General features: G+C 48.9%; 20 protein-coding genes. All 20 read right to left on the bottom strand.

Annotated features, from left to right (window positions below):
* Positions 1-253: 253 nt before the first annotated feature.
* Positions 254-460, bottom strand: coding sequence for a hypothetical protein (locus SHK35_RS00675; RefSeq protein WP_318708060.1), 207 nt, complete (start codon positions 458-460; stop codon positions 254-256).
* A 6-nt stretch (positions 461-466) separates the two neighbouring features.
* The gene (locus SHK35_RS00670) at positions 467-787 is read right to left on the bottom strand and encodes a DUF1540 domain-containing protein (RefSeq protein ID WP_318708057.1); all 321 of its coding nucleotides are present in this window, start codon (positions 785-787) and stop codon (positions 467-469) included.
* A gap of 133 nt (positions 788-920) precedes the next feature.
* On the bottom strand, positions 921-2879 hold the full coding sequence (thrS, locus tag SHK35_RS00665; RefSeq protein WP_318708055.1) for a threonine--tRNA ligase: 1959 nt from the start codon (positions 2877-2879) through the stop codon (positions 921-923).
* 351 nt (positions 2880-3230) lie between these two features.
* A complete protein-coding gene (locus SHK35_RS00660) occupies positions 3231-3752 on the bottom strand; it encodes a CarD family transcriptional regulator (protein WP_318708054.1) in 522 nt (173 codons plus the stop codon).
* A 185-nt stretch (positions 3753-3937) separates the two neighbouring features.
* Complete coding sequence (locus SHK35_RS00655) at positions 3938-4633, bottom strand: YoaK family protein (protein ID WP_318708053.1); 696 nt, start codon at positions 4631-4633, stop codon at positions 3938-3940.
* On the bottom strand, positions 4606-4965 hold the full coding sequence (locus tag SHK35_RS00650; protein ID WP_318704930.1) for an arsenate reductase family protein: 360 nt from the start codon (positions 4963-4965) through the stop codon (positions 4606-4608). The genes SHK35_RS00655 and SHK35_RS00650 overlap by 28 nt, the downstream gene beginning before the upstream one ends.
* 51 nt (positions 4966-5016) lie before the next feature.
* Positions 5017-5463: a hypothetical protein gene (locus SHK35_RS00645; protein WP_318708052.1), complete on the bottom strand. Its 447-nt coding sequence runs from the start codon at positions 5461-5463 to the stop codon at positions 5017-5019.
* Positions 5464-5522: 59 nt separating this feature from the next.
* Positions 5523-6599 (bottom strand): peptide chain release factor 1, encoded by a 1077-nt coding sequence (gene prfA, locus SHK35_RS00640; protein WP_318704928.1) that lies wholly within the window; start codon positions 6597-6599, stop codon positions 5523-5525.
* A 78-nt stretch (positions 6600-6677) separates the two neighbouring features.
* On the bottom strand, positions 6678-7574 hold the full coding sequence (locus SHK35_RS00635) for a N5-glutamine methyltransferase family protein (protein ID WP_318708051.1): 897 nt from the start codon (positions 7572-7574) through the stop codon (positions 6678-6680).
* 22 nt (positions 7575-7596) lie between these two features.
* The gene (locus SHK35_RS00630) at positions 7597-8589 is read right to left on the bottom strand and encodes a DUF1385 domain-containing protein (RefSeq protein WP_318708050.1); all 993 of its coding nucleotides are present in this window, start codon (positions 8587-8589) and stop codon (positions 7597-7599) included.
* A 68-nt stretch (positions 8590-8657) separates the two neighbouring features.
* A complete protein-coding gene (rpmE, locus tag SHK35_RS00625) occupies positions 8658-8858 on the bottom strand; it encodes a 50S ribosomal protein L31 (protein WP_318704925.1) in 201 nt (66 codons plus the stop codon).
* A gap of 121 nt (positions 8859-8979) precedes the next feature.
* Positions 8980-10605 carry a transcription termination factor Rho gene (gene rho / locus SHK35_RS00620; protein WP_318708048.1) on the bottom strand — a complete coding sequence of 542 codons (1626 nt, stop codon included), beginning with the start codon at positions 10603-10605 and terminating at the stop codon, positions 8980-8982.
* 230 nt (positions 10606-10835) lie between these two features.
* Entirely contained in the window at positions 10836-11354 is a 519-nt protein-coding gene (gene nrdG / locus SHK35_RS00615; RefSeq protein ID WP_318708046.1) for an anaerobic ribonucleoside-triphosphate reductase activating protein, read from the bottom strand.
* Positions 11351-13477: an anaerobic ribonucleoside-triphosphate reductase gene (gene nrdD, locus SHK35_RS00610; protein ID WP_318704922.1), complete on the bottom strand. Its 2127-nt coding sequence runs from the start codon at positions 13475-13477 to the stop codon at positions 11351-11353. Before nrdD ends, nrdG begins: the two co-directional genes overlap by 4 nt.
* 215 nt (positions 13478-13692) lie before the next feature.
* Positions 13693-14409, bottom strand: a complete 717-nt coding sequence (locus SHK35_RS00605) for a J domain-containing protein (protein ID WP_318708045.1) — start codon at positions 14407-14409, stop codon at positions 13693-13695.
* Positions 14402-15247: a DUF5685 family protein gene (locus SHK35_RS00600; RefSeq protein ID WP_318708044.1), complete on the bottom strand. Its 846-nt coding sequence runs from the start codon at positions 15245-15247 to the stop codon at positions 14402-14404. Before SHK35_RS00600 ends, SHK35_RS00605 begins: the two co-directional genes overlap by 8 nt.
* A gap of 15 nt (positions 15248-15262) precedes the next feature.
* Positions 15263-15655, bottom strand: a complete 393-nt coding sequence (locus SHK35_RS00595; protein WP_318704919.1) for a hypothetical protein — start codon at positions 15653-15655, stop codon at positions 15263-15265.
* A 61-nt stretch (positions 15656-15716) separates the two neighbouring features.
* On the bottom strand, positions 15717-16328 hold the full coding sequence (locus tag SHK35_RS00590; RefSeq protein ID WP_318708042.1) for a cytidylate kinase-like family protein: 612 nt from the start codon (positions 16326-16328) through the stop codon (positions 15717-15719).
* Positions 16329-16395: 67 nt separating this feature from the next.
* Positions 16396-18219 (bottom strand): ABC transporter ATP-binding protein, encoded by a 1824-nt coding sequence (locus SHK35_RS00585; RefSeq protein WP_318708040.1) that lies wholly within the window; start codon positions 18217-18219, stop codon positions 16396-16398.
* Positions 18212-19942, bottom strand: coding sequence for an ABC transporter ATP-binding protein (locus tag SHK35_RS00580; RefSeq protein ID WP_330638132.1), 1731 nt, complete (start codon positions 19940-19942; stop codon positions 18212-18214). The genes SHK35_RS00585 and SHK35_RS00580 overlap by 8 nt, the downstream gene beginning before the upstream one ends.
* Positions 19943-20036: the final 94 nt, after the last annotated feature.

Genomic DNA, 20036 nt, shown 5'->3' with positions numbered 1-20036 from the left:
ACAAGACAATTATACATATCTGTTTCTTATCAAAGAAGAATTTTTCCCATAGACACAGAAAATTTTACGCCCTCTCACCCGGAGATCATCTTTTATCAAAGATTTAACTGCTTTAACGGGACTTCCTCTTACTTCCTATTTTCTTGGAAATGAGGACATAAATAAAATGCTAAGTCATAGGTTTTAATCTATGGCTTAGCACTATTTTTTTAACTCAACTCCAAAAGACAGGTAGCATGACATTTTCACTTTGTCAATCCCGAATTTGCAAAAACTGATCTCCCGGCTCCACCTCTTTTGCCACCACAACAAACCGCCCGTCCTCTACCTGATAGGAACAGGTAGACAGCGTGAGAAAGCGATCTCCAAATTCCGCTTCCACACCCGTGTCAAACAGGGAAAGCTCCTTAGAAAAAAAGCGCCGGATGCTCTCCGACGCTTGTGTTACTGTTCTGCCCATGCTCCTCTAACGTTCTTTAAAGGTAGCACAGGCTGTCTCGCGGCAGTCGCAGGCTCCGGAGCCCTTGATATCCACGTGATCCGCAACGCATTTATAATTGCTGTTATAAACGCATTTTACCGCCTCGCAGTCAATGCTGATGGTCTTGCTGGGATGAGACAGGGAACTGGTATAAGAATCCTGTCCCTCTCTTCTTTGAGCAAAACTTTCGCAGCAGGTGTCATCACAGCTGCAGGCATGTTTTCCGCCCACCATGATATCACCCTTGGAACAATAACAGTTTTCATTGTAGGTGCAGTTTTCCACTCCGCATTTCAATTCAGCCATAGCAAACCTCCTTCTGCGCTGCTTCTTTCCTCAAGCCTACGGAAGCAGCGCAGACGATAGACTTGGACACAATGATCAGTATGTCTCTTTTAGTCTGCCCGGCTTTTTATATTAAATTCAAAAAATTTATTTTTTATTCTTCCTGAATTTCCTCCTTACGGATTGCCTTGGTGCGGATTTCCTCACAAATCTGCTCTAAAAATTCGCTCAAAGGCTTTTGTCCCTCGTCTCCGGCAAAGCGGCTTCTCACAGACACCAGTCCCTGCTCGGCCTCCTGCTGTCCCACCACCAGCATGTAAGGAACCCTGGCAAGCCTTGCCTCTCTGATCTTGAAACCGATTTTTTCCGACCGGTTATCCACCGAAGCGTCAATCTTTCTGGCCTTAAGCTCCTTCAGCACCTGATCTGCATACTCCTCATATTTCTCGGAAATAGGCAGCACCCGAACCTGTTCGGGACACAGCCAGGTGGGGAATTTCCCCGCGTATTTCTCAATGAGCCATGCCAGCGTGCGCTCATAGCAGCCCATGGAGGTTCTGTGAATAATGTAGGGCCGTACCTTGTCGCCGTTTTGATCTACATAGTACATATCAAAATTTTCCGCAATGGCACAGTCAAGCTGAATAGTGATCATAGTGTCTTCCTTGCCATACACATTTTTTGCCTGAATGTCAATCTTGGGCCCATAGAAGGCAGCCTCTCCGTCAGCCTCCGTAAAAGGGACTCCCTTCTCCCTTAGCACCTCTCTTAGGGCGTCCTGGGTTTTATTCCAGTAATCGTCATCCCCCAGGTATTTCTCCTTATTGTTGGGGTCCCACTTGGAAAGACGATAGGTCACATCCTCCTGCAGCCCCAGGGTGGAAAGCACATAATAGGCCAGATCCAGGCAGCCCTTCAGCTCCTCCTCCGCCTGATCAGGGCGAATCACCAGATGTCCCTCGCTGATGGTAAACTGGCGCACACGAGTCAGTCCGTGCATTTCTCCGGAGTCCTCGCTCCTGAATAGAGTAGAGGTCTCACTCATTCTGTAGGGCAGGTCACGATAGGATTTCTGGGTATTTTTGTAAACATAATACTGGAAGGGACAGGTCATGGGACGAAGGGCGAACACCTCCTTGTCCTTTTCCTCATCCCCCATTACAAACATGCCTTCCTTATAATGATCCCAGTGCCCTGATATTTTATACAGATCACTCTTAGCCATAAGAGGAGTTCTGGTGCGCACATAGCCCCACTCATTATCCTCCAAATCCTCAATCCACCGCTGAAGCTTCATGATCATCTTAGTGCCCTTTGGCGTAAACAGAGGAAGTCCCTGGCCGATCACATCCACAGTGGTAAACAGCTCCATCTCACGCCCCAGCTTATTGTGATCTCTCCGCTTTGCATCCTCCATACGCTCCAGATGTGCCGCAAGCTCCTCCTTTTTACTGTAAGCAGTACCATAAATACGCTGAAGCCTTGCCTTGTTGGAATCCCCCCGCCAATATGCCATGGAGGAAGAAGTAAGCTTAAATGCCTTGACTCCCTTGGTGCTCATCAGGTGCGGGCCCGCGCACAAATCCACAAAATCTCCCTGTCTGTAGAAGGAGATTTCCTCCCCTTCAGGAAGATCGTTTATCAGCTCCACCTTATAGGGCTCGTTTCTCTCCTCCATAAGCTTTATGGCTTCTTTTCTGGGAAGGGTGAATTTCTCCAGCTTTGCGCCTGCCTTCACAATTTTTTTCATTTCCGCTTCCAGACGGTCCAAGTCCTCTCTGGAAAAAGGCGCATGATCAAAATCATAGTAAAAGCCCTCCTCGATGCTGGGTCCGATGGTGAGCTTTGCCTCCGGAAACAGACGCTTTACCGCCTCTGCCAGCACATGGGAGGCAGTATGCCGAAGAGCCGCCAGTCCCTCCTTATCCGCTGCCGTACAGATGCTCAGCTCACAGTCATGGTCCAAAACAGTTCTCAAATCCACAACCTCTCCATCCACCTTTGCACAGCATGCAGCTCTGGCCAGCCCCTCGCTGATGTCAAGGGCGATGTCATAAACGCTTTTGCTCTCTGCATATTCCTTTACAGAGCCATCCTTCAATGTGATTTTCATGTTCCTTTCCTTCCTTCCTGTTTTCCTGAATGAAAAAAGTCCCCTGCAATATTTCTATTGCAAGGGACGTAAAATTACGCGGTTCCACCCTTGTTGCAGCCTCCCGGCCCGCAAGGGCTTTTCTTTCATTACAGGATTCTGCCACCTTCATTTGCTCATAACGGGAGCCTCCGGGCTGTATTAGAGCCACTCCGAGATGGTCTTCGTCCGCTTCCGGCAAAACCGCTTGCAGCGCTGCCTTTCTTTCAAAAGTGCAGGCGGTTCTCTCTGTTACCTTCCACAGCTTACTGTTCTCTTCAACGCTTTTTCTATTGCCTGAAACTTTATGAGCCTATCATAGTACTTTTTTTTTCAAATGTAAAGCCCTTTCTCCTCTTTTTCCATCTCTTTTATAATATAGTCTTCCACCTGATCTTTCGCCATATTTAAAGAAATGGCCAGCTCACCGTACAGGTTATCCTCTGCGATCCGAAAATATTTCGCGTCCACTGCCGTGACCTTTCGGCCCGCCTCCAGCCTTCTTTGCTTTCTCTGATAAATGGTCTTGATGATCTTTACCCACTCCCTGCAGGAATTGGTTTTCATGCAGTTTCGGTATTCCTGCTCCAGCAGCTTATCGTTGGTGTTCACAATCTGCGGTATCTGCGGAATAGATGCAATCAGCAGATCCGCCTCCTCATGGCTCAGCACTCTGCGCATGGATTCCTCTGCCGTATCCACCGGTATATAGACCGTGCTGCCCGCCATGTAGACAGGCTTCAGAATGTAATATTTTCTCTCCTTGTCTATACCTGAGATATTCAGGGTGGTCACATCCTCAACAACACAGACTCCCTTATTGCCGCATACTACATACTCACCTTTTTCAAACACAAAAATCTTCCTTTCTTACAATCTGCCTTCAACCACTAGTTACCCTTCATCCTCTTGTTGTCTAAACAATATTATAACCATATTTTAGCAGATTAACCGCCAAAAAGTCAGCAAATTATAAGCTTTTCAAGAAATTTTGTGAAAACCGCTCATAAAATCCACAGTGAAAATTGTGCAAAATACCATTATTTTTTATCCTGCTTCTGAAACATCACAATAAAACTCAGCACAAGAAGCAGACTGCTGCACCAGACCGCCCTCTGCCCAAACAGCTTTACGGCAGCATTTCCCACCACTGCGCCGAACGTAAATGCCCCTATGATCCCGTAATAGGTCAGACCCTTAAGCAGGCTGAACCGTTCTCCGGAAAATAAAAAGTCGCAGACAGCCTGTGTGCCGGAACGGAAATTTCCAATGCACATGGTGGTGGCGCAGGCATTTCCTTTTACCTTTCGAAAGCTCTCCACCTGAATGCCGCAGGCAAAGGAAACCATGGCATTGGCAAACCCGTTGTATGTAAGAGGCATAAGCCCTACAAAAAACAAAATCACGCATTCCGCAAGCACCGCCCACTGTCTCCAGTGAAATCCCTTTCCCTCCGGGAAAAAATGCCTGATCAGCTCTGCCGTCACAATGCCCAGGGCAAAAGCCAGAACCGGGAAAAAATACCGTAAAGCCTCCCGGAAGCTGCCCTCTGAGAGATTCACTCCGAAAAGCAGGATGTTTCCCGTCTGGGCATTGGCAAACACCTTTCCTCTTAACAGATAGGTGTAGGCATCCATCAACCCTCCGGAAACGGCCAATATAACGGCCAGACGCCTTGATTCCGACATCTGGCCCACACTCTCTTGTTTCATAAGCTTTCCAGCCTCTGCTCCCATTCTTCCTCTTTAAAGCCCACAAGGACAAAGTCCTCTCCCACCAAAAGGGGACGCTTTACCAGCATTCCATCCGTGGAAAGCAGCGCAAGCTGTTCTTCATCAGACATCCCCTGCCGTTTCTCCTTCAGCCCAAGCTCCTTATACAGCTTCCCGCTGGTATTAAAAAACCGCTTTAAAGGCAGCCCGCTCTTTTCCTGCCATTCCCGAAGCTCTAAAAGGCTTGGATGCTTCTCCTTTATGGGACGCTCCTCATAGGCAATCTGATGCTCGTCCAGCCATTTCAGCGCCTTTTTGCAAGTACTGCATTTTTCATAACATAATACCGTCAGCATTCTTTCTCCTCCAAGTTTCTTTTCCACCGCTTCCTGAAAGGAAGCCGTCTGTTACTTCTCGCAGCTCCAATACAGGGTTTCCCCGTCAAAATCCATAGTCAAGAAGGTCTCTTCCTCCTCCGTTGCCGGCGTCAGCAAAAGCTGGCTTTCCCCCTCCTCCATGTAAGGGGTGACCAAAGCCCTGAGAGTATTCTCTTCTAATTCCCACTGTCCCTCTCCTCCGATTCCTGCGCCAATGTAATAGCTGAAGCTGTGATCCTCATTTATTTCCATGGAAGCGCCATAGGTGGACAGACCTGTGCCAAACATCTCCTGCAAAGAAGCATAGGCTGTCAGGCTCTCATTGGTTCTCTGTCCGTCCAGCTGCCAGGTTCCCACATAGGAAGCCGGTGCTGCTTCTTCCATTTCCTCTAACGTAACCGGCTGTTTTTCGGCGCTGCAGCCTGCAAACAGCAAAGCGCACAGAAACGCTGCGCTTCCTGCCCAATATCCCTTCACTTTCTACTCCTCCATCTTTGCTAACTTTGCCGCCTTGGTCCAAGCCGACCAGGCGGCGCCTACTCTTCATTCATCTTTGCCAGCTTTGCCGCCTGGTCGGCTGCGATGCAGGCGTCAATGATCTCCTCGATGTCGCCGTTCATCACCTTATCCAGCTTGTAGAGGGTCAATCCGATACGGTGGTCGGTAACGCGCCCCTGAGGGAAATTATAGGTTCGTATTTTTTCTGAGCGGTCTCCCGTTCCGATCTGGCTGCGGCGAAGCTCCGCCTCAGCGTCGTGTCTCTGCTGCTGCTCCAGATCATAAAGCTTTGCCCGAAGCAGGGCAAATGCCTTTGCCTTGTTTTGCAGCTGCGACTTCTCTGTCTGGCTGTACACCACAATCCCTGTGGGATAATGGGTCAGTCGCACTGCGGAGTCAGTGGTGTTGACGCACTGTCCGCCGTTTCCCGACGCACGCATTACATCGATACGGATATCCTTGTCGTCAATCACAATGTCAATATCCTCATCCACCTCAGGCATTACCGCCACGCTAATGGTTGAGGTGTGAATGCGGCCGCCGCTCTCCGTCTCCGGCACACGCTGTACCCGGTGAACGCCGCTTTCATACTTCATTCTGGAATACGCGCCCTGTCCTGTAATCATAAACTGGACTTCCTTCATGCCGCCGATCCCAATTTCATCCACATTGAGGGTCTCCACCTTCCAGCGGTGTCCCTCCGCGTAGTGCACATACATACGGTAGATTTCTGCGGCAAACAGGGCGGCCTCGTCTCCTCCTGCGCCTGCGCGGATTTCCACAATCACGTTTTTATCGTCATTGGGGTCCTTGGGCAAAAGCAGCACCTTCAGCTCCTGCTCCAGCTCCTCTGCCCTTTTCCTGTTTTCACTCAGGGTCTCCTTGATCATCTCCCGCATTTCTTCATCATTTTCCTCTTCCAGCATTGCCAGAGAGTCCGCAACTTCCTGATTGCACTTTTTGTATTCCGTATAGGCGTTTATGATAGGAGTCAAATCGCTCTGCTCCTTCATCAGCTTTCGAAACCGCTCCTGATTGTTGGCCACCGTCGGCTCATGGAGCTCACTCATAATCTCCTCAAAACGAATTAATAAATCTTCCAGCTTGTCAAACATTTTTCTTCTCCTAAAAACCTCCAGCCTGTGTCTTTCCCTTTCCGCTGCCGCAGATTTTCCAAGGCTGCTTCCCTATTCCTAAGACAAGGTTCCTGACACTACTCTGTCAAGTCCTCCGTAATCCTTCACTATCACAATATCCTTAAAGCCCTTTTGCTCCATGAGGCTCTTCACGGCTTCCCCCTGATCATATCCAATTTCCAAAAAAAGCCGTCCCCCACCTGTCAGGTGTTCTCTGCTGTCTGAGATAATCTTGCGATAAAAATACAATCCATCCTCATGGCCGTCAAGAGCCAGTCTTGGTTCATGCTCTCTCACCTCGGGCATCAGCGTATCCAAAACAGCGCTGGGAATGTAAGGGGGATTGGAAACAATCACCTCGAATTTTCCTTTTACGGACGCAAACAAATCACTTTGCAGAAAGCAGATTCCTGCCTTCTCCTGCCCGCATAAGTCCCAGGAAGCACCCCATTCCTCCCAAGGCGCCTTTTCCAAGAACAGACCGTTTCGCACGGCGTTCTCTTCAGCCGTCCTTAACGCTTCTCCGGAGATATCAACGCCCATCCCCTGACAGTGATTGGAAAAATGCAGAAGGCTGATCAGAATGCACCCTGAGCCGGTACACATATCCAGAATCCTGCTTCCGTCGGAAAGCTCCCGAAGCACCTCCTCCACCAGGATTTCCGTATCCTGCCTGGGAATCAACACATGCTCATTGACCGCAAATACAAGCCCCATAAACTCCTGAACGCCGGTCAAATGCTGAAGAGGTATCCTCCGGGCCCGCTTTTCGATCAGGCTCTCATAAGCCCCTGCCTGGCTGTCCAAAACTTCTTTTTCTCCATGCGCCAGCAGGGTATTTCTATCCGTATCACACACATACTCTAAAAGCAGCCTGGCATCCAGCGCGGCTTCCTGTACTCCGGCCCTCTCCAGGACTGCTTTTCCACTCTGAAAGCATTCCTCATATGTCATAAGCCCTTACCGCCTCGTCCTCTCAGTCATCCTCTCTGCCGGATTCCTGTTCCATCCAGGTTTCATCCACCTCATAGCCAAAATTCTCATAGAGATAATTTTTCCAGTCAAACACAGCTTCCACCGCTGCTATTGCAACCTCCACCATGCTTTCATCCGGCTCCTTCGTGGTCATACGCTGAATCCACATCCCCGGAGCAGAAAGAATCCGCACAAGCAGATTGTCGCTTCGTCCCGCGAGACGAATGATCTCATAGGAAATCCCAGCAACCACGGGCAAAAGCAGCACCCGCAGCACCACCTTGGCCGCCACGCTGTCCACCTGAATAAAGAAAAACAAAATAATGCTTACAAAAAACACAAAAAACAGAAAACTGGTTCCGCATCTCCTGTGCAGTCTGGAGCTGCGCATCACATTGTGCACGGTAAGCGGCCTGCCCTTCTCGATACAGTTGATACATTTGTGCTCCGCACCATGATACCGATACAAGCGCCTGATATCCTGCATGGCGCTGATCCCCCACACATACAACACAAAAATACCGATGCGGATGACGCCCTCCACAATGGTCATCAGAGAACGGTTGCGGATATAACCGTCAAAAAGGGAAGAAATATAATAAGGAAGCACAATAAAAATACCCACCGCAAGCACCACTGAAAGAACGGTCACAAACCCTGTGAGCACCTTCTGCGCATTTCCCTTAGACATTTTATTCAATGCCTTGTCAAGCTTCGTCTCCTCTTCTTCCTCCTCGTAGAAGGAAGCGGAATAATTTAACGCCCTTGTGCCGAGAATCAGGGAATCCACAAAATTAAAAATTCCCCGGATAAAGGGCAGCTCCTTTATTTTATGACCATGCAGCACTCCCTGGTAATATTCCAGCTCCACTTCAATCTCTCCGTCCGGCTTTCTCACGGCTACCGCATAATTCTCCTTGTTCTTCATCATAATACCTTCCAGCACGGCCTGCCCGCCAATGCCGGAATACCGGTTGCATTTTTTTCTTGCCATAGTCTCTTTGCACCTTTACTTTGGAAAAAAAAGGTTGAGATAGAAATACCTCAACCTTTTCTGCATTCTTATTTGACACCGTATTTCCTGTTGAACTTCTCAATCCGTCCATCTGCCCTTGCAGTTTTCTGCTGTCCTGTATAGAACGGATGGCACTTTGAACAAACCTCCACGTGAATCTCAGGCTTGGTAGAGCCGGTCACAAAGGTGTTGCCACAGTTGCAGGTTACTGTTGCCTGATAATATGCGGGATGGATTCCTTCTTTCATTTTTTTCACCTCTCTATTGTAAAATTAGCTAAATAGGTCTATATTCGCATCCTCACTGCCTATGGAACCACAAACAGCGGTATTATTGTAACATAACAAAACAAGGCTTGCAATACTTAAATCAAATAAATTTGTTCTTTTTTACCATTGCCACAAATTCCATATTGTTTCTGGTGCGGGCAAACATGTCCAGAATCCGGTCTGCCGCCTCATCGGGCTTTAGTCCATTGAGCGCCTTGCGCATCACATTGATGGCCTCCATCTCCTCCGGCGAAAGCAAAAGATCCTCTCTTCTGGTGCCGGATTTGGCCAGATCAATGGCTGGAAATATCCGCTTCTCGGACAGCCTGCGATCCAGTACCATCTCCATATTTCCTGTTCCCTTAAATTCCTCGTATACCACATCATCCATCTTGCTGCCCGTATCCACCAAGGCCGTAGCCAGAATGGTCAGACTCCCGCCCTCTCTCATATTGCGGGCCGCGCCGAAAAACCGTTTGGGCATATGAAGGGCAGAGGGATCCAGTCCGCCTGAAAGAGTCCGCCCGCTGGGAGGAACCACCTGATTGTAGGCTCTGGTCAGGCGAGTGATGCTGTCCAAGAGAATCACCACATCCTTTTTGTGCTCTACCAGACGCTTGGCACGTTCGATCACCATTTCCGATACTCTCTTGTGATGCTCGGGCAGCTCGTCAAAAGTAGAGTAAATCACCTCCACATTATCCCCCTGGATGGCCTCTTTGATATCCGTCACTTCCTCCGGCCGTTCGTCAATGAGCAGAATCAGCATGTGCATATGGGGATTGGTGCGCAGAACCGATTTGGCTACCTCCTTTAACAGGGTAGTCTTTCCTGCCTTGGGAGGGGAAACAATCATGCCGCGCTGTCCCTTTCCCACAGGACTTACCAGGTCCATCACCCTCATTGCAATGCTGCAGCCTGGCGTCTCCAGCTTGATGCGTCGGTTGGGGAAAATGGGGGTCATATCTTCAAATGCCGTTCTCTTTGCAGATTCCTCGGGAGTATAGCCGTTTATGGTGCGGATAAACAAAAGAGCGCTGAATTTCTCCTGCTGAGTCTTTACCCGCTTATTGCCCCGCAGAATGTCTCCGGTCTTTAACCCAAAACGCCGGATCTGGCTGGGCGCCACATACACGTCGTTTTCACCGGGCAGATAATTCTCACAGCGGATAAAACCATAGCCATCCGGCATAACCTCCAAAATGCCGCTGGCCTCCTCGCCGCTGTCCAGCTCCTTGGGATACTGGCCTTCGTCGTAAATCTCATTGACACGGCCTTCCCCTCTTGACCGCTCTTCACTTCTTTGCTGGTTCTCTTTCTGATGGTTTTCCTCTCTCTGAGGTCTTTCTTCTCTCTGAGGTCTCTCTTCCCTCTGTGGCCTCTCTTCCCGCTGAGGCCTCTCCTCTCTCTGAGGTCTCTCCTCTCTCTGAAGTCTCTCTTCTCTCTGAGGCCTCTCTCCCCGCTGAGGCCGTTCCCCTCTCTGGGAAGCTTCTCCTTTGGCGCCGTTTTCATAGCGGGAAGCGCTTTCTACTCTGGAAGGGGCTTTGTGCACTGCCGTCTCCTGCTTCTTGGAAGCGTTTTCCTCCTCTTTCTTTAACCGGGCGTCCTCTGCCAGCATAGCCTCCACCAGCTCTGCCTTCTTCATAGCCGAGATTCCCTTAAGTCCACGCACCTTCGCCAGCTCTTTCAGCTGTACCAGTGCCAATGATTCATATTTTTCTCTCATATACTCCCAAATCCTCCTATACTAAAGCAGCCCCTTGAGGCCCTTCCTTTTACAGTGATACTCCTTATCCGTTTCAGCAGATTTCCATTCCACGCTCGAAAGGAGCTTTCCAACTTTTTATTTCAGGGATTTCTTTCTCAGACAGGTCAATGGACGTGTTCCTTGACTTTTTGATGAATCAATCGTTTATATGAAAGCATTATAATACAGTTTTGGCAAAATAGGAAGTACTATTTTGCCAAAACTACCTTTTTTTGCCGGAGAGATTCCTGTACATCGATCAATCTTTGGTTTTCAGAGCCTCTAAAGGGCAGCTTGAGATTTTTCAGTTCCTCCACAAACTCTCCATCCACAAGCACATCGATAAGCTGGAGAAGGGAGCTGACTGTTTTCTCCCCCTGCTGTGCCAGGGGCAGCAGATCCTTTTCATAATCATATCCCGTATAGCACCAAATATCCTTTTTCGGGTAAGAAAGACGCACCTTCTCCACAAGGGAGAGCACCTCTTTCCTGTTTCTGGGGTCTAAGGGTTCTCCTCCCAGAAGGCTAAGCCCCCGTATATAATCAGGTGCCAGCGCTTTTAAAATTTCCGTCTCTGTCTGGATCGTGTAGGGATTTCCGTATCCGAAATCCCATGCCTCGCTGTTAAAGCAGCCCTTGCAGCCGTGGGTGCAGCCGCTTACAAACAACGACACCCGCACCCCCGGCCCGTTGGCTACATCTGTTTTTTTGATGGCCGCATAATTCATAGATGAAGCACCCTGGCCTTTATTTCCTTGGTTTTTCCTGCATTCCAGAAATTCTCCCCCAGATAACCGCAGGTTCTCCTGGTCACGTTCATCTTTGCGTGATCCTTATTGTGGCACTGAGGACATTCCCATTCCATGTTTTCGTTGATCTGTATCTCACCGTCAAAGCCGCACACATGGCAGTAATCAGACTTGGTGTTAAACTCTCCGTACTGGATATTGTCATAAATAAACCGGATCAGCTCCTCTAAGGCTTCCAGATTATTGTTCAGATTTGGAATTTCCACATAGGAAATCGCCCCGCCCAGAGACTTATTCTGGAATTCGCTCTCAAAGGTAAATTTTGTAAAGGCATCAATATTTTCCCGCACATCCACATGGTAGGAATTGGTATAATACCCCTTATCCGTTACATTTTCAATGTCGCCGAATTTCTCCCGGTCAATTCTTGCAAAGCGGTAGCAGAGAGTTTCCGCAGGCGTGCCGTAAAGACTAAAGCCGATGCCCGTCTCTTCCTTCCATCTTGCCGCCGTCTCCTGCATATAATCCATCACCTTCATGGCAAATTCTTTTCCCTCCGGCTTTGTGTGGCTGCAGCCCTTCATGAGATAGGTGGTCTCGTAAAGCCCAATGTAGCCGAGAGACATGGTGGAATAGCCGCCATGGAGATATTTATCTATCTTTTCGCCCTTTTTCAGCCTTGCAATGGCGCCGTACTGCCAGTGGATGGGACTTACGTCGGATACAGTGCCCTCAAGGGCCTTGTGTCTGCACATTAACGCCTCGTAGCACAGCTGAAGCCTCTCCTCCAAAATCTCCCAGAATACTTTCTCATCGCCCTTTGCCAGAATTCCGATCTGAGGGAGGTTTAAGCTTACCACACCCTGGTTAAAACGGCCCTCCCATTTATAATTTCCGTTTTCGTCCTTCCAGGGAGACAAAAAGGAACGGCAGCCCATGCAGGAGAACACATTTCCCTCATAGTTTTCCCGCATTTTCTTGGCAGAGATATAGTCAGGGTACATCCTCTTTGCGGAGCATCTGGCTGCAAGGTGCGTCACATAATCGTATTTGCCGCCCTTGAGACAGTTATTTTCATCCAGCACATAAACCAGCTTAGGAAACGCAGGGGTCACATAAACCCCTTTCTCATTCTTGGTTCCCTGCAGGCGCTGGGTGAGAATCTCCTCAATAATCTGCACCGTCTCCTCCACATATTCATCCTCCTCGTCAATGTGAAGAAATAAGGTCACAAAGGGAGACTGGCCATTTGTGGTCATCAGCGTGTTAATCTGATACTGTATGGTCTGCACACCGCTTCTGAGCTCATCCCGAAGGCGTATATCCACGATTTTTTTCTTCGCCTGAGCATCCAGGCTGTCCCCAAATTCCTGGTCCAGCTGCTGTTCAAACTTCAGCCTGCTTTTGCGCAGATACTTTCCCAGATGCTTTATGTTCACAGACTGTCCCCCGTACTGATTGCTGGCCACCGCCGCAATAATCTGTGTCGTTACGGTGCAGGCCACCTGAAAGCTCTTGGGTGACTCGATCAGCTTGCCGTTGATAGAAGTTCCGTTGTCCAGCATATCCTGAATATTGATCAGACAGCAGTTGAAAATCGGCTGAATGAAATAATCCGCATCGTGAAAATGAATGGCGCCGTTTTCGTGGGCTAACGCAATATGCTCCGGCAGAAGCAGACGCCTGGTCACATCCCTGGATACCTCTCCTGCAATATAGTCCCGCTGGGTGGAAGCAAGCCTTGTGTTTTTGTTGGAGTTTTCTTCCGCAAGCTCCTTGTTCTCATTCCGAATCAGCTTCAGAATGGATTCATCGGTAGTGTTGGATTTGCGCAGCAGGCTTCTCTGATAGCGGTACACGATATATTTCTTGGCAAGCGTATATTTATTGTGGCTTACCAGCCGCTCCTCAATCATATCCTGCACATGCTCCACCGTCAGAAGCTCTTTCCCTTCCTGCTTCACATCGTCCAGGATTTCCCCGATCAATTCCTCCTCCGCACGATATTCCTTCTCCACTTCATTGTTGGCCTTCTGAATGGCCGCCACAATCTTTTCTTCCTCGTACGGCACAATACGCCCGTCTCTTTTCTGTATCCTCATAAGCATCCTCTTTCCTCTACCGTGTACACATCACATAAACGATGGCCGTATGGGGATACAAGCCTCCCGTACGACCACCTGCGCGCCATTTTCCGGCAAAACAAACACCCAAAAAATCGCACAATATTTTGTGTATCACTTCGAAACTCACACCTATATCTTGTATTTCATTATAATCGGATGCAGAATAAATTGCAAGGGCTTTTTTATTCCTATCAATAATAGTATCCTCTTCCGCCGCAGCACATACCGCCTCCGCCGCAGCAGAGATTACAGATCAGATTTGCAATGCACAGCTTTAAGCAGATATTGCCGCCTCCCATGGAGGGATAACCGTACGCCGCCTGCCGCCTGGAATACCAGGTGCCTCCGTTTTCAAACTGATATACCAGATTCTGGTAATCTGCATTCCCAGGCTCCAGGGCCGCCGCCTTTTTGGCGTGTTCTAAAGCAGCCACATTATTGCCAAGCCCCGCGTGGGCTATGGCGCTGTAATAGTACCATCTTGCCCCCCGCTCATGCTGCCCCATGCTATCCAGCGCATTCCTGGCCTCTTTATAATATCCGTTCCGCACATAATTGCCGGCCGCCCGCAGATGAGGCTCCTCCTCATAGCCTGCGCTCTGTCCCTGGTCCCCAAAGCCGCCGAAGCCTCCAAAGGGGCCATAGCCGAAACCGCCTCCGCCATAGCCGCCTCCGCCGTAGCTGCCGCCTCCTCCCGTACCGCCATAGCTGTAGCCCTCTGTGCGCTCCTTCATAATCTGCTGGTATGCCGCCTGTATCTCCTTAAACTTTTCTTCCGCCTGGGCCTTATTAGGATTGTTGATATTGGCGTCCGGATGATACTTGCGGCTCAGAGCCTTATATGCTTTTTTGATTTCCTCCTCGGAAGCGTCTCTGCTTACTCCGAGAACCTTATACGGATCATTCATTCTTTTTCTCCACAGCCGCCCTTCTCTTTTCTCTCACCGCTTCATACCGGCACCACACTCCGGAATATAAAATATTTCTCAAAATTTCCACGTTCTCTAAAATAGGCAGCCTCTCAAATTCCTTGCAGCACTCTGACATCATCATGGTCAAAATCGTCCTGCATTCTTCCTCAAAGTCCGGTTCGTTGTACATCCTTTTTAAAGGATTAAAGTTATTTTTCCGGATATCCTCTTCAATATCCTCATACGCATCTAACAGATAAATAAATTTTCCCAGGAAAAACCCAAAACGGCCCAGCCCTTCGCTCCACTCGTCCTCTCTGCAGACAAAAATTCCGGCCATAATCTTTCCGAACAATCCCGCCATGGTGTCAATATCCCCATTTCCCGTCTTTTCCGCATCATAAAAATCATGCATCAAAAGACAGATATTTCTCACCTTTGCGGCATAAGTTTCCTTTACGCCCTTGCTTTTTCCCTCCAGCATTTTGCCGTATGCAAGCTTCCAGAGCTTTCTTTCATCCTCCCAGTCATCCTGACATTTATAGAGTGTCAAAAGCACGTTCATATCCGCCGCATACTCTGTAAAGAGATTGGTTCTGATTTCATGCTTCTCAAAGGGATGGGCGATACATCGGCACTCACCCGTCTGTGTCTGTGGCTCATAAAGTCCTGTAAACAGCATGAGTAAAAAGGTCATATCATAGCTCAGTGAAAGCTGGCCCGTTATACCGTACTTCTCCTTCAGCTTGCGGCAGAGGCCGCAATAATAGGAATGGTATATATCAAACTCTTTAAATTTCATTTCGGCTTTGTTAACTATGATATATCCAAACATGAAACTGCCTCCCTGTCAACTCTTTTTGATAAATTCCGTCCCGCATTTCCTACACCTTATGGCGATTCTGCCCTTTCCCCTGGGAACCCGTATCTTCTGCCTGCAGTTAGGACATCTGTAAATATGATACTCCTTAAGCTGCTTCCATTCCCTTTTCTTTTTCTGGAAAAAGCCTCTGACCTTCATCTCTTTTTTCAGATACCACTGGTTTTCTGCACTGCGCTTGGCAATATTCCGGGAAAACATGCGGAAATACACATAAATCATCAAAGCAAGCGCAAACAGGTAAAAAAGGTTTCCTCCAAAAAAGGAAATCACCAGACACACAAGGGCCGCGATCATTAAAAACTGATTCAATCTGTCGCTGCCATAGCGTCCCCACATAAATCTCTGCAATTTTTCTCTCATTTTTTTCCTTCCCGTCCGTTAAAGCGGACATCCTTCCATCGTTTCCTGTCCGAAAAAGCCTTCAGGACTTTATACATGTCTCCAGAATATCAGCACACCGTTCAATTCCAAGCAGGCCGCTGTCTAAAACAATATGGTAATTTTGACTGTTTTTCCAGTCCTTCCCGGTGTTGGCCCGATAATAGCCGCTTCTGCGCCTGTCTGCCCTCTTTAACGCCTCGGAGGCCTTCTGGGCGGGAATCCCATATGTGTCCACCGCTCTTTTTTTACGGAATGCGTCGTCCGCATGAATAAAGACCCGGAGCACATCCTCCCGCTCTCTCAGGGAATGGGCGGCGCATCTCCCCACCACAACAGCAGGGGTCTGCGTGAGCTTTTGTATGATTTTTGATTCCGTCAAAAACAGCCTGCTCTCCAAGGACAGCGAACTGCCCTGGGAGATAGAGTCTCCCTTTCCCAGGTTTGCCATCACATACATGGAATACATAAAGCTTCCTGTAGACTTTTCCTCCAAATCCTCCAGATAATGCTCCGGCTGTCCCAGCTCCTTGGCAGCCATGGCAAGAATTTCACGCCCATAACAGGGTATCCCCAGACGTTTTGCCGTCCTTTGTCCGATCTCCTGCCCGGCGCTGGCATACTCCCGTTCTATGGCTATAATGTGATATTTCATATTTCCTCTCATTCTGCCGCGTGAGCGGCTTTGTAATCAGTACGCGTTTCTTTGTGTATGATCAATGTTACGATGCAAACTGGCTGTTGTACAGATCGGCATAAAAGCCTCCCTTTTCCAAAAGCTCCTTGTGATTTCCGCTCTCGATGATGTCCCCGTCCTTCATCACCAGAATCATATCCGCGTTTTTGATCGTGGAAAGTCTATGGGCGATCACAAAGGAAGTCCTTCCTTCCGTCAGCTTATCCATGGCTTTCTGAATCTGTATCTCCGTTCTGGTGTCCACAGAGCTTGTGGCCTCATCCAGAATCAGCAAAGGCGCGTTCTCGATCATGGCCCGGGCAATGGTAATCAGCTGCTTTTGCCCCGCAGACAAATTAGCCTTGTCGTTGAGCACTGTGTCGTAGCCCTTTGGCAGTGTGCTGATAAAATGGTGAATCCCCACCGCCCGGCAGGCCTGCTCCACTTGTGCATCGCTGACATTTTCCTTGCAGTACACAATATTTTCCCGAATAGTGCCTTCAAAAAGCCAGGTGTCCTGCAGCACCATGCAAAACAGATCATGCACATTTTCCCTGGTCAGATTCTTCGTGGAAACACCGTCTATCAAAATATCGCCCCCATTCAGCTCGTAAAAACGCATCAGCAGGTTTACCATAGTGGTTTTGCCCGCTCCTGTGGGTCCTACGATTGCAATTTTCTGTCCGGCTTTGGCATGGGCCGAAAAGTCCTTGATAATAATGTGATCCGGCTGATACCCAAAACGGACATGGCGAAACTCCACATCGCCTCTTGCATTTTCAAGGCGGGCAGTTTTCCCGCTTTCGTCCTTAAGCTCTTCTTCCTCCAAAAACGCAAAGACACGTTCTCCTGCTGCGGCTGTGGACTGCAGGCTGGTCATGGCCTGGGCAATCTGGCTCAACGGATTGGTAAAAAGCCTGATATACATCATAAACGCTACAATCACGCCAAAGCTGATTACATCATTCATCGTCAGGGCAGCTCCCACCACACAGACCGCAACATAACCGAAATTTCCGATAAAGCTCATAATCGGCATCATCAGACCGGACAAAAACTGGCTTTTCCATGCGCTGTTGTAAAGCTGATCGTTGATATCCGTAAAGGTTTCCAGGGCTTTTTCCTCTCCGTTATACGCCCTCACTACATTGTGGCCGGAATAAATTTCCTCGATATGCCCGTTGATGCGTCCCAGCTGGCTTTGCTGTTCAATGAAGTGTCTTTGGGATTTGGACATTATGGTCATCATGATGCCGAAGCCTGCAAAGGTAGAGACTACCGCAGTGAGCGCCATCATCCAGTTGGTATAAAACATCATAATCAGGGAGCCCAGGAACATAGTTACTGCTGTTACCAGAGAACCAATGCTCTGATTGAGGCTTTGTCCAATGGTATCCACATCGTTTGTGACCCGGCTGAGCACATCTCCAAAACTTGTTTTATTAAAATAATTTAAAGGTACCTTGTTGATTTTTACGGAAATATCGCTTCGAAGCCTTTTGGTGACCGCCTGGGTGATAGTAGCCATGGCAAAGGACTGAATGTAGGAGCAGACGGCGCTGCATCCGTAAAGAACTGCCAGCCCGAATGCGATACGCTTCACTCCCTCCATATCAATCTCTGTGGTCAGTCCCTGGGTAATCAGATTGGTCAGATCCTTCAATTTATCCGGTCCAATCAGAGAGCATATGGCCCCTGCCACAGCAAGGATCAGGGCTCCCGCAAGAAAGGGAAAATACCGTCTGCAGTACAAAAGAAGCTTTTTCCATGTTCCTGTGAAATCCTTGGCCTTTTCTCCAGGTCCCCGCATGCCGCCCCGGCCGCCCATCATGCCGCGGCCTGCAGGCCTTTGTCTATTTTCATTACTCATTTGCAAGCTCCTCCTTTGACAGCTGGGAAAGGGCGATCTGCCTGTAAACCTCACAATTTTGCAAAAGCTCCTCATGGGTTCCCATTCCCACCGCTTTTCCTTCCTCCAGGACAATAATCTTATCCGCATTTTTTATAGTGCCGATACGCTGTGCCACGATAAGGGAGGTGGTATCCGCCGTCTCTTTTTTCAGAGCCGCCCGCAGAACCTTGTCCGTCTTGTAATCCAGCGCGGAGAAAGAGTCGTCAAAAATATAGATTTCGGGCTTCCTGTATATCGCTCTGGCAATGGCAAGCCGCTGCTTTTGTCCTCCCGAGAGGTTGGCACCGTTTTGCGCTACCATTCCCTGGTGAGCGTCCTCCATCTTCTCCACAAACTCCGTGCCCTGAGCAATATCTACGGACTTTTTCACATACTCGCCATCCACCCCTGTGTCTCGTCCGTTGTCACCGTAGGACACATTGCTCTCCACGGTTCCCGCAAACATCACCGCTCTCTGGGACACATATCCAAGCTTGTTGTGCAGCGCTTTGGCCGTGTACTCCTTTACGTTCACTCCGTCCACAAGCACCTCCCCTTCCGTAGCGTCATAAAAACGAGGAACCAGATTCACCAGCGTAGACTTACCACTTCCGGTGGAGCCGATAAAGGCGATAGTCTCTCCCTTATGTGCCGTAAAGCTGATATCTGTAAGCACATCGTCCGCAGCGTCGGGATAGCGGAAGCTTACATGGCGGAATTCCACCTCTCCTTCCTTTCCCGGCAGGCCCTCTGTTCTTTCTCCATCCTTTATTCCAGGCTCCGTATCCAGCACCTCATTGATACGCTTTGCAGAAACGCTTGCTCTGGGGAGCATAATGAAAATCATCGTCAAAAGCATAAAAGCCATAACCACCTGCATCGCATAGGAGGAGAACACCACCATATCCGAAAACAATCCGATACGCTCCACAAGCTGGGCTTCATTGATCAAAACCGCCCCGATCCAGTAGATGGACAATGTGAGACCGTTCATGATAATGTTCATTCCCGGATTCATAATCGCCATCATTCTATGGGCAAAGAGATTGTTGTCCGTCAGCTCCTTATTGGCCGCCTCAAACTTTTCCTCCTGATACTGTTCCGCATTGTAGGCCCGCACCACCCGGATGCCGGTAAGGTTTTCCCTGGTAACACGGTTCAGGTTATCCGTCAGCGTTTGAATCTTCCTGAATCTGGGTAATGCAAATATCATAAGTACAACAATCAGAATCAGCAGAAATACCACAGCCGCCGCTGTTGCCGCCGTCCACTGCCAGCTTTTGCCGGAGATTTTCAAAATAGCCCACACCGCCATAATGGGAGCCTTAATCATCACCTGAAGTCCCATGGCAATAATCATCTGAATCTGGGTGATATCGTTAGTAGAACGGGTAATCAGGCTGGCTGTGGAAAACCGGTTGATTTCCTCCATGGAAAAATTCTCCACCTTTTCAAAAACCGCCTGTCTGACCCTGCGGGCCAGCGTCGCCGCAAGTCTGGAAGCGAAATATCCTACCGCCACCGCAAACACTAAGCTTCCCAGCGCACAAAGAAGCATTTTCCCTCCGGCGGCAAAAATATCGCTCATCAGACTGCCTTGTGTCTGCACCAGGCTTGTGATTTCCGACATGTAATCCGGCAGGGTCAAATCCAATCCCACCTGACACGCCACAAAAAAACGCAGGCCAAAACGATAAGCCAATCCTGCTTTTTGAAGTACTTAAGAAGTTTTAACATTTTGATCCGTACCTTTCTATCTTCGTCTGTTTCATTATCAATCAACCTGCACAAAAGTA

It is taken from the genome of Candidatus Acetatifactor stercoripullorum, from assembly GCF_944382095.1.
Taxonomy (GTDB): domain Bacteria; phylum Bacillota; class Clostridia; order Lachnospirales; family Lachnospiraceae; genus Acetatifactor; species Acetatifactor stercoripullorum.
This window is presented reverse-complemented; position numbering and strand designations above follow the sequence as displayed.